We start from the raw sequence: 12,787 nt of genomic DNA on the forward strand, positions 1-12,787 counted from the left end.
GCGCCGGGCGCGCCACCATGCGGCGATGAACCGCTGGCGTGCTGCGGACATCCCCGAGCAGACCGGGCGCGTCGCCCTCGTGACCGGCGCGGCCGACGGCATCGGTCGCGAGACCGCGGCGGCCCTGGCCGGTGCCGGCGCGACTGTGGTGCTCGCCTGCCGCGACCCGGCCCGAGGCCGGGCCGCGGCAGCGGCGATCCGCCGGCGTCATGCCGCCGGGGCGCTGCGAATCGAGGCGGTCGACCTCGCCGATCTCGCCTCGGTGCGGCGTTTCGCCGGGCGCTTCGCGCGGGCCCATGGCCGGCTCGATCTGCTGATCAACAACGCCGGCGTGATGGCGCTGCCCGAGCGGCGCACGGCCGATGGTTTCGAGTATCAGATTGGCGTCAATCATCTCGGCCATTTCGCGCTGACCGGCCTGCTGCTCGATCGCCTGTCCGCCGCCGACGCGGCGCGTGTTGTCACGGTCGCAAGCCTCAAGCACCGCTTCGGCGTGGTTGATCCGGCGGATCTGGACATGGTGCGGCGCGGCTATGATCCGCGGGCGGCCTACGCCCAGTCCAAGCTCGCCAATCTGCTGTTCGCCTTCGAGCTCCAGCGCCGGCTCGCAGCCGTGGGACGGCCGGTGGCGAGTGTTGCCGCACATCCCGGCTATGCGGCCACGGACCTGCAGCTGGCCGGCCCGCGCGAGCGCAGCGCCCGCTGGCACATCCGCGCGGCACGGCTGGCCAACGCCCTGTTCGGCCAGTCCGCTGCCCGAGGCGCGCTGCCGAGCCTGTACGCCGCCACGGCCGCGTCGGTGCGCGGCGGCGACTACATCGGCCCCGACGGCCCGCGCGAGCTGTGGGGGCATCCGGTGCGGGTACGCCCGCGCCGGAATGCGGGCTGTGTCGATGTCGCCCGTGCGCTCTGGGCGGTGTCGCTGGCGCGCACGGGCGTGCATTATCCGGTGTGAACGTGGGACAACGGAGGCTCGAACATGAGCGCCACGGACGGGCCCGAACGCGGGCGGCTGAGTCAGGTCACCCATTTCACCGCGAACCTGTCGCGCAACGCCGTCAGCGCCCTGGCCCGGCGCGTTGGCGGAATGACGCTGGAGATCGGCCGAACGCTCATCCTCGACCGGGCTCAGCGTCGCGTGCTCTCCGAGGAACAACAGGCCTGGATGAGCCGCGCCGGTGAGGCGGTCCGCGACGCGCGCCGTACGGCCGGCCTGTCGCGCGACGATCTGGCCCGCGCGCTGGATCTCGAGGACAAGAGCCTGCTCCAGGCCGTGGAGCAGGGCTCGGCCACGGTCTCCTTCGAGCTGATTCTGCGGCTGACGTCGCTGCTGGCCCGCAACGATCCGGTTCCGTTCCTGATCCAGCTCGTGCGCGGCTTCAATCCGCGGCTCTGGGCGCTGGCCGAGGACTGGGGCGTGGGACGGCTGCCGACCATGGTCGAGCGCGACCGCCAGTGGATGAACATCTACCGCGGCAACGAGGCGGCCCGGCAGCTGCCCGACGCCGCGTTCGACGAGGTCATGGCGTTCTGCGAGAGCGCGTTGACCATGGCGGTGGCGTTCCGCCAGGACCGCCCCGCGCCGTCGTCGTCTTCGGGCGAGGCCGCGGATCGATCCGGCCCGACGTCTTAGGCCTGTTGAGGTGTCGTACGTGCGCCGTGTTGGAGACCGCAACGTGCCCGGCAAGGCGCGAGCCGCCGGCTCCGGGCGTGCCACGACCCAGGCTTGCAAACCGCCGGGCGCCCTTAGTCGATCTTTCATGGGCCGGACCTTCGGGTGAAAGCGCCCACGAAATAAACGAGATGCGGCAATCCAGCGTTGCAGCACGCTGGCGCAGAGTGGCTACGCCTCGTCTTGCCGCATAACAGCGCTCGGCGCGGACACCGACGAAACCTCAACGGGCCGTATCGGGCGGTCAACGCTTCGAACGCCGCGTTGGAGACGACAGATCGTGCCCGATAAGGTGCGAGCCGCCGGTCGTGGCACGCCACGATCCGCACTTGCAACACCTCAGGGGCGGGTGGATTGCTCGTGGTCTGCTCAACGCTTCCGGCAGGCGCTGTCTAGCGGCAGGCCGAGGCGTCGTGCGCGCCGTGGCGTTGCTCGGTGCTGGCGTGACGGAACCCCGCATGGCCGCAGGACGACGCTTGCAACGGCTTGCGTGGAAGCCGGGAGGTCGCGGCTTGTTCGCCGGGGGTGGCTGTCGCATCGCTCGCGCCGTCGTCGATGGCCGGCCGTGAACCGCGAGGGCGGTCTCGACGCCTCGGCACTTGAATCCGGCGGTCCGGGAAGCAACCGTCAAGACATCACTCCTACAGGACGCTGCATGCAAACCGTCAAGATCGATCTCGTCTCGGATGTCGTCTGCCCCTGGTGTCCGATCGGCGAGGCGCGCCTGCGGCAGGCGATGACGCAGCTCGCCGACGAGCTGCGCTTCGAGGTGGAATGGCATCCGTTCCTGCTCAACCCGGACGTGCCGCCCGAGGGCCGGCCGATACTGGCGCACCTGAGCGAGAAATACGGCCGCAGCGAGAGCGAGATGCAGGCTTCGCAGGCCGAGATCGTCGCCGCGGCGCGCGAGCTCGGGCTCGACTTCGAGCAGGCGCTGGCGCGTCGTTCCTGGAACACCTTCGACACCCACCGTGTGCTCGCCCACGCCAAGGACCACGGCTGCGACGCGGCCATGAACCGGGCCCTGTTCGCAGCCTATTTCGGCCGGGCTGAGAATCCGACCGATCCGGCGGTGCTGGCCCCGATCGCCGAGTCGCTGGGTCTGGACGGCGCCGAGGTGCGTGCGATCCTCGCCTCTGATCGCTACAGCGAACGGGTCCGAGCCGAGATCGAGCACTGGCGCGCGCTCGGCGTCTCCTCGGTGCCGTCGTTCATCGTCGACGGCCGCTATCTGCTCGCGGGGGCGCAGCCGCCGGCGGCGCTGGCCGATGCGCTGCGCCGGATCGCGACCGAGGAAGACGCCGAGCGCGTCTGAGCTCAGTCCGGCGGGCGGTCGCCGACCTCGGCCGCGGGCGTCGCGGCAGTCGGCACCGGCGCCTCGCTCAGGCGCGCGCGTACGTTCGGCAGATAGTCCGGATACTCGCGCTGGACGAAGTCCAGCAGGGCCTCGCGCATGCGACAGCGCAGATGCCAGAGTTCCACCGAGTCGCCCGCGCTCATCAGAAAACGGATCTGCATGGCATGCTCGCCGGCCTCGACCACCTGGGTGGTGCCGATGGTGCGGTCCCAGGCGGCGTCGGCTTCGAGCATGCGCTCGAACGCCGCGCGCAGCGGCGCCACCGGCATGCGGTAGTCCAGCCACATGAACACCGGCCCCATGAGGCTGGTCGGTCGGCGGGTCCAGTTCTCGAACGGGTTCTCGATGAACCACTGCAGCGGCACGACGAGCCGGCGCAGATCCCAGGTGCGTAGCACCACGTAAGTGGTGGTGACTTCCTCCACCCAGCACCATTCGTCCTTGAACTTGAGTACGTCCTCGATCCGAAAGGGCTGCGACAGCGCGATCTGCAGGCCGGCGAGCAGGTTGGTCAGGACCGGGCGGGCCGCGAAACCGAGAATGATGCCGCCGATGCCGGCCGAGGCCAGCAGGCTGGTGCCGAGCTGACGGATGGATGGGAACGTCATCAGCGCCGCCGAGATGCCGATGATCGCGATCAGCACGGTCAGCCCGCGGGTGAGAAACCGCGCCTGCGTCTCGAGCTTGCGTGCGGCGTGGTGGCGGCCGTCGATCGCCGGATTCAGGCGCACGATGACGTCGCCGATCGCGGCGGTCGCCTTCAGCGCGGCCCAGGTCAGCGCCAGAATCAGCGCGAGGCTGTTCATGTGGCGCGTGGCCGCGATCCACGGCACGCCGTCGTCGGCGGCGTGCCATACCGCCTGCAGGGTGAGCAGAAAGATGACCACGCCGCCGGCGGTGTCGCACTGCTCCAGGAAATCGCGGGCGATCGCGCGCCGCTGGATCAGGCGATAGCCGAGCTTGATCAGCAGCGCATAGCCGGCGGTCGCGGCGAGAGCCGCGATCAGCGCGGTGGCGGTGGTCATCACCCAGGCGGAAACGGCCGGGTCAATGCCCTCGAACATATGGGCCCTCGGTTGGCGGCCGGGGCGACGATCGGCCCGGTCTCGACGATGGCAAGCAGTTTTCCTGCCATCGTCGTCGGCGGCAACCGGTGCATCGCGCGTGAGGCAGGGGATCTCTCAGCGTGCGGCGCCGGCGTGGCGGGGTATTGTCAGGCGGACGCGGCGGCATGGTGCTGCTTCGCGCGGTGCCGCCGAATCCACCGACGCCTATCGGGCGGACGGCGTTGGCGCGGAGGCCGGCCGCGCACTCCGTGCCAAGGAAATGCCCCGCGACCGATACGCGGCGAGGCGATTCGGGCGTCGAGCCTGACAAAGATCGTGGCGTGTCCACCGGGCCCGGCGGATTCGACCGGTTGCGCCGCCTTGCACGCGGCATCGGCGGCGACGCGCGCTCGGGGCCGGGGCGATCGGCAAGCGCGACGAGCGATCTCAGGTGACCATGGCCCCGAGCGAGTACAGGCCGAAGCAGGCGCCGACCAGCAGGCCGGAGGCGAGCAGGACGAGCGTGCCGTTCACCGCGTACTTGATGGTGGTGTAGCGGCCCGGGTTGGTTTCCTTGAGTTCGCGCGTGTTCGACAGCATCGGCGCGAGCCGCGCGAAGACGCTGTTGGCCAGGCCGCGTTCGTCCTCTTCGGTATTGGGCACGACGGTCGCGCGCATCAGGCGCTTGTAGAAGAAGTTCACGACCGGGCCGACGACGCGGGTGGGGCGCTCGACGTCGCACATGAGGATCACGCGGTCCTCCTCGGCGTCGTTGTGCGCGTAGTGCAGATAGGTCTCGTCGAACAGCAGCGCCTTGCCGTCGCGCCAGGAGTAGTCGGTGCCGTCGATGTTGATGTAGCAGGCGTTGGCGTTCGGCGTGGCCAGGCCGAGGTGATAGCGCAGCGAACAGGCCGCGGGGTCGGCGTGGCGGGTGAGCTTGGAGCCGACCGGCAGCACCGAGAACATGGCCCCGTTGACGCAGGAGACCTGCTCGAGCAGGCGCGTCGTCTCCGGGCACATGCGCTTGGCCGAATTGTGGGTGGTGCCATACCAGCGCAGGTAGAACTTGCTCCAGCCGTACTTGTAGAAGGTGCGAAAGCCGATGTCGTAGTAGCCGCCGGAACCGGCCTGCTTGGTCTGCTCGAAGACATCGTTGCGGTGCAGGGCGAGCGCCTCCTCGCGGATGGTGCGCCAGTTGCGCTGGATGACGTCGAGCTCCGGAAACCGGTCGAGGTCCATGATCGGCTGACGCGCCCGCTCCTGCGTGAACAGATACAGCAGGCAGTTGAGCGGGCTGAAGATCGGCCAGCCCTTGCGCAGATACTGTTTGAAGCTGTCGTAGCGAACGCGGCCGCGAAACCGGTAGACATAGAGGATCGACGCGGCGATGAACGTGAACACCAGCGCGAGGGGTAGCAGTAGTTCCACTTCGGCTCCTTGAGCGCGGTCTGCGCAGCAGACGGGCGGCGCCGACGAAGCGGCGCACGGTTTTACACACGCGCCAGCCTGCCGGTATCCGTATTAACACGGCGTCAAGACTGCAAGGTGCAGCATTCGGTCGCATTCCGGATGAGTCCGCTACCGATGCGCGGAACGCCACACGCCGGCGGCCCTTCCGGATCCGGCCTGGCTCGGCACGATGCGAGGTGTCCCGGCAGCGCGGCCGTGCCTCGCCGGGCGCCTGGAAAGGGCGCGCCGTCGGGGTCGTGCCTGTCGGGATTCGATCGGGGCGAGCGGCTGCGCTATCGTCTTTCGGCCGCGTTCAGTCGCGCGCAATGGGATGCAGGCCATCGTCGCCATCGTGGCCGGCGTCGATGGATTCGGGCCGGGCGCCGTTCGCCGTGAACGGTGTTCCGAAGCAAGGGCAGGGGATAACGATCACATGGATGACAGCAGGTTCGCGGGCAGGATACGCGCCGCGGTGTTCGCGTTTCTGGCACTGAGTCTGCCGCTGGGGCTCGGCGGCTGCGTCTGGCAGGCGGCCCAGTTCTGGGTCGCGGGCGATCAGGTCGAGCTGCGCGAGACTGACCCCGCCGCGCGACCGGCGCCGCGAGACCGGCCGCAGCTGCTGGTGCTCGCCATCGACGGCATCGACCGGGCGCTGCTGTATCGCATGCTGCGCGCCGGCGAGCTGCCGGAAACCGCCCGCCTGCTCGGCGGCGACGGCGCGGGCTTTCCGCATGCCGCCTTCGACGACAGCCTGCTGGCCACGCTGCCGACGTCGACGGCGGTGTCGTGGGCGACCATGATGACCGGTGTGGACCCGGCGGTGCACGGCGTCGCCGGCAACGAATACTTCGTGCGCGAGACCGGTGAATTCGCCGCGCCCGTGCCGGTGACGATCTCGAATGCCACCCAGGTCTTCCAGATCTACACCGAGGGCTACGCCAACGATCTGCTGGAAGCGCCGACGGTCTACCAACGTCTGCGCGAGAGTGATCCCGGCGTGCGCGTCTGGGTCGGCATGCATCAGTTCTACGCCGGTGCCGATCGCCTGATTCTGACCGACCGGACGGCGATGCTCGATGCCTTCCACTCGCTGTTCCAGACCCATGTGCTGGACTGGTTCACCGAGGACGACTCCCTGTCGCTGTTCCGTGAGCTGGACGAGGAGGTCATCGAGAACATGGACGATCTGCTGGAAAGCGAGGCCGCCGCCGACGTCATCACCATCTACCTGCCCGGGCTCGATCACTACGCCCACATCACCGACGCGCCGCCGGACGAGAGCCGTGCGACCTACCTCAGGCAGGGTATCGAGCCGATGATGGCCGAGCTGCGCGAGACGCTCGAGGAGACCGGTGCGCTCGACGACCGCTATGTCCTGCTGATGTCCGATCACGGCCACACCGGGGTGGTCCACGACGACGCCCATTCGCTGGGCATCGACGGCGCCGGCGAGCCGCGTCAGGTGCTCGAGGCCGGCGGTTTCACCGTGCGGCCGTTCGATCTCGAAGTGGCGGACGACGTCTTCTTCGACGCGGTGCTCGCCTACCAGGGGGCGATGGCCTACGTCTATGTGGCCGACCGCAGCACCTGTGCGGCCCACACCAGCCCCTGCGACTGGCGCCGGCCCGCGCGGCGATCGGATATCGACGGTGCTGCCGAGCTCTATCACCGCAACAATCTGCAGGGCCTGCTCGTGCCCGAGATGCAGGACACGCTGGATCTGATCCTCGTGCGCCGACACCGGGACGGCGGCGACGTGTTCGAAGTCTATCGCGGCGACGGCCGCAGCCAGTCGGTGGCCGACTATCTGGCCGCGACCCCGCGGCCGGCCTACCCGCAGCTGGCGGCCCGCCTGCGCGAGCTCACCGAGGGCCCGCACGGCGATCGCGCCGGCGACGTGATCCTGATCGCGCACAACGGCGATCGCGAACGCGCCGATGAGCGCTACTACTTCGCGCCGCTCTATCATTCGTGGCACGGCAGTCCGTCCCACCGCGACTCCGATATCCCGTTGATTCTGGCCCATCGGCAGAAGGACAGCGCGGAGCTCGAAGCGCTGATCGACTCGGTGCTGGCCGGCCGCCACCCGCAGCGCCGTGTCGCCGATCTGATCCTGCGGCTGCGTCTGGGCGCGTCGGCCATGGACTGAGTCGCGGCCCGCGGCTTGCCCCGACCGGCGCCGGCGGGCCACATTGGCGCCTGTGATCCCGCCCGGGCCGTCGTCGATGAGCGCAGACCGCGAGACCGACCCCCGTATCGCCATCATCGGGACCGGCTTCGGCGGCCTGTGCATGGCCATCCGGCTCAAGCAGGCCGGTATCGACACCTTCACCCTGTTCGAGAAGCACGATCGCATCGGCGGCACCTGGCGCGACAACACCTATCCCGGTGCGGCCTGCGACGTGGAGTCGCATCTGTATTCGTTCTCCTTTGCGCCCAAGCCGGACTGGTCGCGCAAGTTCGGCGATCAGGCCGAGATCCTGGCTTATCTCCAGGCGTGCGTGGCGCACTACGGTCTGGCGCCGCACATCCGCTTCGGTGTGGAGATCGCGGCGGCCGACTACGACGAGGCCGGCGGGCGCTGGCGGCTCACCACCACCGACGGCGATCGCCACGACGCGAACGTGCTGGTCACCGCCTGCGGCCAGCTCAACCGGCCGGCGCGGCCCGAGATCCCCGGGCAGGCGGACTTCGCCGGGCCGGCGTTTCACTCCGCGCGCTGGCGCCACGGCGTGGACATGGCCGGCCGCCGTGTGGCCGTGATCGGGACCGGCGCCAGCGCGATCCAGTTCGTGCCGCGGCTGGCCGAGTCGGCGGCGCGCCTGTCGGTGTTCCAGCGCTCCGGCGCCTGGGTCATTCCCAAGCCGGACCGGGCCTTCAGCCGGCGTGAGCAGCGCCGGTTCGCCCGCTGGCCGTGGCTCGCCCGGTGCCACCGCGGCTTGGTCTACTGGAAGAACGAAGCCCGGGCGCTCGCCTTCACGCGCTGGCATCGGATCCTGCAGGTCTTCGCCTGGGCGGCCCGCCGGCAGGCGCGTCGTCAGATGCGCGACGACGACAAGCGCCGCCGGCTCGTGCCGGACTACGCCATCGGCTGCAAGCGCATCCTGATGGCCAACGACTGGTACCCCGCGATCGACCGCGATCACGTCGACTTGGTCACCGCGCTGATCGCGCGGATCGAGGCCGATGCCGTGGTCACCGACGACGGCCGCCGTCATCCGGCCGACGTGCTGATCTACGCCACCGGCTTCCACGCCACGGACTTTCTGGCGCCGATGCGCATCACCGGGGCCGGTGGCCGCGAGCTGGCCGCCGCCTGGGGCGAGGGGGCGAGCGCCTACAAGGGCATCTCTGTGTCCGGTTTTCCCAACATGTTCCTGCTCTACGGCCCCAACACCAATCTCGCCCACAACTCCATCGTCTACATGCTGGAGGCCCAGGTGGACTATGTGATGCAGTGCGTGCAGGCCCTGCGCGACCCCGGCCTGCGCAGCATGGACGTGCGCCCGGAACGCGAGGCCGACTACACCCGGCGCATCCGCTCACGGCTCGAGGATACGGTCTGGGCCGGCGACTGCGGCTCCTGGTATCGCACCGCGGCCGGTCATCAGACGAACAACTGGCCCGGCTTCACCTTCACCTTCCGGCGGATGACCGCGCGGCTGGACCCGGACGACTACCGGTTCGAACCCGCCTCCGTAGCCGGCCAATGAGTGACGGACCGGACGCCGAAACCATCGTCGCCGCAATGCGCGCACTGCTGGATGCACGGGAAGCCGGACGCACCGTCTGTCCCTCCGAGGTCGCCCGACGGCTGGCGGGCGGCAATGACGGCGATTGGCGCGCGCTGATGCCCGCGGTGCGGCGCGTGGCCGCCGAGCGTGCCCGGGCCGGCGAGCTGGTGGTCACCCAGCGGGGCCGGGCGGTGGACGCCCTCCGCGCCCGCGGCCCGATCCGCATCGGCTACGCCGACTGACCGGACGCGCCGGGCGCGGATCGCGGCCTGATACACGTCGCCGCGCGACGTGCCGGCCGTCGCGCCCCTGATCCGCCACGGCCGGCGTCGGTAGCGGCCGCCCGCGACGCCCGCCTCGATGCGGTCCCGACATCCCGCGATGCAGGCGGATCTCCCGCCGTCTTGCGGTGGCAGACGCGTGGCGCTGTGTTTGCAGCGTTGTCGACGCCCGCGTCGTCGTCTGCCCTGCATCGTCGTTTGCCCTGGCGCCACGGCCACATTCGCCGGGCCTCGCGGCGCCGCGGCGATGCCCGTGCGTTCGCCGCAGCGGGGTGATCCGGCCGCGCATCGCCCATGCGTTCGCGACCGCGACGCACCGACGGCGGCTCGGGTCAGGTCAAGGCCATAGGGGTCTCGGCGGCGGCGGCGCGAGCGTCAGTAGCTTCTGGTGCAGCTGAACCAATCTGGTGCAGCGTCAGGGTGCGCAGGATGTCCGCCACGGGGCCCGGATGGCCGGCAAGTCGTTGACGCGGCGACGGCTTCGCGCGTCGCTCCGCGGCTGGCACGGATTCTGCGAGATTCGCCATGCCGCCGCGCTGGGGATCAATGGCGATCCGCGACTGCCAGCCGGTCGGCCGACAATCGAGAGGACACCAACAACGGCGTGCATCGATCTGCCCGGAGCGGATCGATGGGCGCCTTTTTTTTGGAAGCCGAACCATGCACAGACCAGCCACGGGATGCCCGGATTCGATTGGCGCGGCGATCGCGAGGCCCCCGGTCCGCGCGCTGTCGCGGCTCGTGGCCGCGCCCGCGGGATTCGCGTGCTAGGCGTTGTCTGAGTCGGCATGCCATTCATCGAAGGCGTCGGCGGCCGGGCTGCGGGTGGTTCTGGTCGATCTCGAACCCTGGTCCGTGGACCGGCTCGACGTGGCCCTTGCGGAGGCCGGCTTTCAGGTGCTGGCCTGCGTTTCCGAGCCGTCGGCGCTGTTCGATCGCGTGATCGAACTGGAGCCCGATGTCGTGATCGCCAGCTCCAATTCGGCCCGGCGCGACACGCTGGAATCGCTCATGCACATCGGCGAGCGCTACCCCAAGCCGATGCTCATGCTCTCCGATGCGATCGACCCGGATACCGTCGGCGACGCCGCGGCGGCCGGCATCAGCACGTATGCGGTGCAGGGCGTGTCCGCGGACATGCTGCGGTCGCTGATCGAGGTGACGGTCGGGCATTTCCGCGCCCGCGAACAGCTGCAGGCCGAGCTGGACAGCACCCGCCGGCAGATGTCGGAGCGCGAGGTCATCACCCGCGCCAAATGCCTCCTCATGGAGCGCTACGGCATGACCGAGGCCAACGCCTACACGACGCTGCGCAACATGGCGATGGCCCGGCGCCGCCGGTTGATCGCGGTGGCGCGCTGGGTGCTCGAGCGGGGGACGGTCTGATGCCGCGCCGCGTGCCGGTGGGGGCAGGCGAGCCGGTATCCGGGCCGCCGGCGATACCGATCATCGTCAATGCCGTAGCGACCGACGGCCGGCGTCTGGCGCCGGTCACCGATCCGGCACTGCGCGGTAACCGGTTCGTGCCCCTGCGCAATGCGCACACGGCAAGCGTCGACCCGGCCGCCCGGCGGCGGCAGCTGACCGACGGCCGGTCTCGCACCGTCGTTCCGCGACCGCCGGCACGGTCGTTGCAACCGCAGTCATGGATTCAACGCCCGCGCGTCGCCCGGCAGTTCGCTGCCCTCCAATGGCGGAATGCGTCGCGCAGGCACGGACTGCAGCCAGGGGCGTACGGCCGGTCGACGGCGGTACGCCCTTTTTCGTGCACGGGAGATGGAATTTGATGGCCGATGACGATCGCAACCCGCAGCGCCCGAATCGCCACGTGCCGCTGGGCGATCCGTTCGATGTCGAGGTGCTTCTGCATCAGCCGCATGCGCACGATCACGCCGCCACGGACGCCGGTATCGCCGGTCCGGCCGCGGTCGATCGCGAGCGCCTGGTCGATCGGCTGGTGGAGAGCACGGTCGTGCGTGCGGTGTTCGGCCATCGCGACGGCGCGCGCCGGCGTTTCCTGAAGGCCATGGGCGGCGGCACCGCGGCCGCCGCGCTGTCGAGCGTGTTTCCGCTCAAGGCAGCCAAGGCGGCCGTGCATCAGGAGCTGGACGATCTCGGCGGCCTCGAGAAGCGCCAGCTCAAGGTTGGCTTCGTGCCGATCACCTGCGCCACGCCGATCATCATGGCCGACCCGCTCGGCTTCTACCGCAAGCAGGGTCTCGACGTGGAGGTCGTCAAGACGCCGGGGTGGGCGGTGGCCCGGGACAAGGCGGTGAGCCTCGAGCACGACGCCGCCCACATGCTCACGCCCATGCCGCTGGCGATCGACATGGGCGCGGGCTCGGCGCCCATGCCCTTCTACATGCCGGCGGTCGAGAACATCAACGGCCAGGCGATCACGCTGCACCGGGATCATCGGGAGCGGCGCGATCCGCGCCAGTGGCGGGGCTTCCGGTTCGCCGTGCCCTTCGACTATTCCATGCACAATTTCCTGCTGCGCTACTACGTCGCCGAGCACGGGCTGGACCCGGACCGCGACATCGAGATCCGGGTGCTGCCGCCGCAGGACATGGTGGCCAACCTGCGCCGCGGCAATGTCGACGGCTATCTCGCCCCGGACCCGTTCAACCAGCGCGCGGTCCACGAGGGCGTGGGCTTCATCCATCTGCTCACCAAGGAGATCTGGGACGGTCATCCGTGCTGCGCGTTCGCGGCAAGCCGGCACATGGCCGAATCCATGCCCAACACCTTCGGCGCCCTGTTCAAGGCGATCGTCGATGCGACGCACTATTCCTCCGATTTCGGCCACCGCCGCGAGATCGCCGAGGCGATCGCCCCGGCGCGCTATCTGGACCAGCCGGTCAGCGTGGTCGAGCAGGTGCTCACCGGCCACTTCGAGGACGGTCTGGGCGGCGTCCACAACGTTCCGGATCGGATCGACTTCGATCCGTTTCCCTGGCACGCGATGGCGGTCTGGATCCTCACCCAGATGAAGCGCTGGGGCTATGTCCGCGGCGATGTCGACTATCAGGGCATCGCCGAGCGTGTCTGTCTGGCCACCGACTGTGGGCGGGTCATGCGCGATCTGGGTTACGCCCCGCCGGTCGAGACCCGCCGCCACTACACGATCATGAACAAGCGTTTCGACTCGACAGCGCCCGAGGCTTACGTCGATAGCTTCGCCATTCGCCGGACGCCGTGACCATGCGGCCCGGCACCGGCCGCGGGAACACCGCGGTGCCATTCGA

Annotated in this window: 10 protein-coding genes; 8 read left to right on the forward strand and 2 right to left on the reverse strand. The window is 69.7% G+C overall.

Features of this window, described 5'->3' with window-relative positions:
• The first annotated feature begins 25 nt into the window (after positions 1-25).
• The 3 genes from SAOR_RS12275 to SAOR_RS12285 all read left to right on the forward strand — a co-directional run bounded on the left by SAOR_RS12275 (position 26) and on the right by SAOR_RS12285 (position 2,987).
• Positions 26-955, forward strand: a complete 930-nt coding sequence (locus SAOR_RS12275; RefSeq protein ID WP_123631687.1) for an oxidoreductase — start codon at positions 26-28, stop codon at positions 953-955.
• Between the two features lie 24 nt (positions 956-979).
• Complete coding sequence (locus SAOR_RS12280) at positions 980-1,633, forward strand: helix-turn-helix domain-containing protein (RefSeq protein ID WP_185015673.1); 654 nt, start codon at positions 980-982, stop codon at positions 1,631-1,633.
• A 694-nt stretch (positions 1,634-2,327) separates the two neighbouring features.
• The gene (locus SAOR_RS12285) at positions 2,328-2,987 is read left to right on the forward strand and encodes a DsbA family oxidoreductase (protein ID WP_123631688.1); all 660 of its coding nucleotides are present in this window, start codon (positions 2,328-2,330) and stop codon (positions 2,985-2,987) included.
• Positions 2,988-2,989: 2 nt separating this feature from the next.
• On the opposite strand, the gene SAOR_RS12290 is transcribed toward SAOR_RS12285, so the two are convergent.
• Both SAOR_RS12290 and SAOR_RS12295 read right to left on the reverse strand, forming a co-directional pair.
• Positions 2,990-4,093, reverse strand: a complete 1,104-nt coding sequence (locus SAOR_RS12290) for a mechanosensitive ion channel family protein (RefSeq protein WP_123631689.1) — start codon at positions 4,091-4,093, stop codon at positions 2,990-2,992.
• 429 nt (positions 4,094-4,522) lie between these two features.
• On the reverse strand, positions 4,523-5,503 hold the full coding sequence (locus tag SAOR_RS12295; RefSeq protein ID WP_123631690.1) for an aspartyl/asparaginyl beta-hydroxylase domain-containing protein: 981 nt from the start codon (positions 5,501-5,503) through the stop codon (positions 4,523-4,525).
• A 454-nt stretch (positions 5,504-5,957) separates the two neighbouring features.
• Between SAOR_RS12295 and SAOR_RS12300 the strand changes: the two genes are divergently transcribed.
• The 5 genes from SAOR_RS12300 to SAOR_RS12320 all read left to right on the forward strand — a co-directional run bounded on the left by SAOR_RS12300 (position 5,958) and on the right by SAOR_RS12320 (position 12,741).
• Complete coding sequence (locus SAOR_RS12300) at positions 5,958-7,673, forward strand: alkaline phosphatase family protein (protein WP_185015674.1); 1,716 nt, start codon at positions 5,958-5,960, stop codon at positions 7,671-7,673.
• Between the two features lie 76 nt (positions 7,674-7,749).
• Complete coding sequence (locus SAOR_RS12305; RefSeq protein WP_123631692.1) at positions 7,750-9,237, forward strand: flavin-containing monooxygenase; 1,488 nt, start codon at positions 7,750-7,752, stop codon at positions 9,235-9,237.
• A complete protein-coding gene (locus SAOR_RS12310) occupies positions 9,234-9,500 on the forward strand; it encodes a DUF3253 domain-containing protein (protein WP_123631693.1) in 267 nt (88 codons plus the stop codon). Before SAOR_RS12305 ends, SAOR_RS12310 begins: the two co-directional genes overlap by 4 nt.
• Before the next feature lie 813 nt (positions 9,501-10,313).
• Positions 10,314-10,925, forward strand: coding sequence for an ANTAR domain-containing response regulator (locus SAOR_RS12315; protein ID WP_123631694.1), 612 nt, complete (start codon positions 10,314-10,316; stop codon positions 10,923-10,925).
• A 400-nt stretch (positions 10,926-11,325) separates the two neighbouring features.
• On the forward strand, positions 11,326-12,741 hold the full coding sequence (locus SAOR_RS12320) for a CmpA/NrtA family ABC transporter substrate-binding protein (RefSeq protein WP_123631695.1): 1,416 nt from the start codon (positions 11,326-11,328) through the stop codon (positions 12,739-12,741).
• Positions 12,742-12,787 lie beyond the last annotated feature (46 nt).

Source organism: Salinisphaera orenii subsp. orenii MK-B5, assembly GCF_003788635.1.
Lineage (GTDB): Bacteria > Pseudomonadota > Gammaproteobacteria > Nevskiales > Salinisphaeraceae > Salinisphaera > Salinisphaera orenii.

Coding starts and splice junctions, on each gene's coding strand:
- SAOR_RS12320 (WP_123631695.1), top strand. CDS start 11,326: ATGGCCGATGACGATCGCAACCCGCAGCGCCCGAATCGCCACGTGCCG.
- SAOR_RS12275 (WP_123631687.1), top strand. CDS start 26: ATGAACCGCTGGCGTGCTGCGGACATCCCCGAGCAGACCGGGCGCGTC.
- SAOR_RS12305 (WP_123631692.1), top strand. CDS start 7,750: ATGAGCGCAGACCGCGAGACCGACCCCCGTATCGCCATCATCGGGACC.
- SAOR_RS12280 (WP_185015673.1), top strand. CDS start 980: ATGAGCGCCACGGACGGGCCCGAACGCGGGCGGCTGAGTCAGGTCACC.
- SAOR_RS12300 (WP_185015674.1), top strand. CDS start 5,958: ATGGATGACAGCAGGTTCGCGGGCAGGATACGCGCCGCGGTGTTCGCG.
- SAOR_RS12310 (WP_123631693.1), top strand. CDS start 9,234: ATGAGTGACGGACCGGACGCCGAAACCATCGTCGCCGCAATGCGCGCA.
- SAOR_RS12285 (WP_123631688.1), top strand. CDS start 2,328: ATGCAAACCGTCAAGATCGATCTCGTCTCGGATGTCGTCTGCCCCTGG.
- SAOR_RS12290 (WP_123631689.1), bottom strand. CDS start 4,093: ATGTTCGAGGGCATTGACCCGGCCGTTTCCGCCTGGGTGATGACCACC.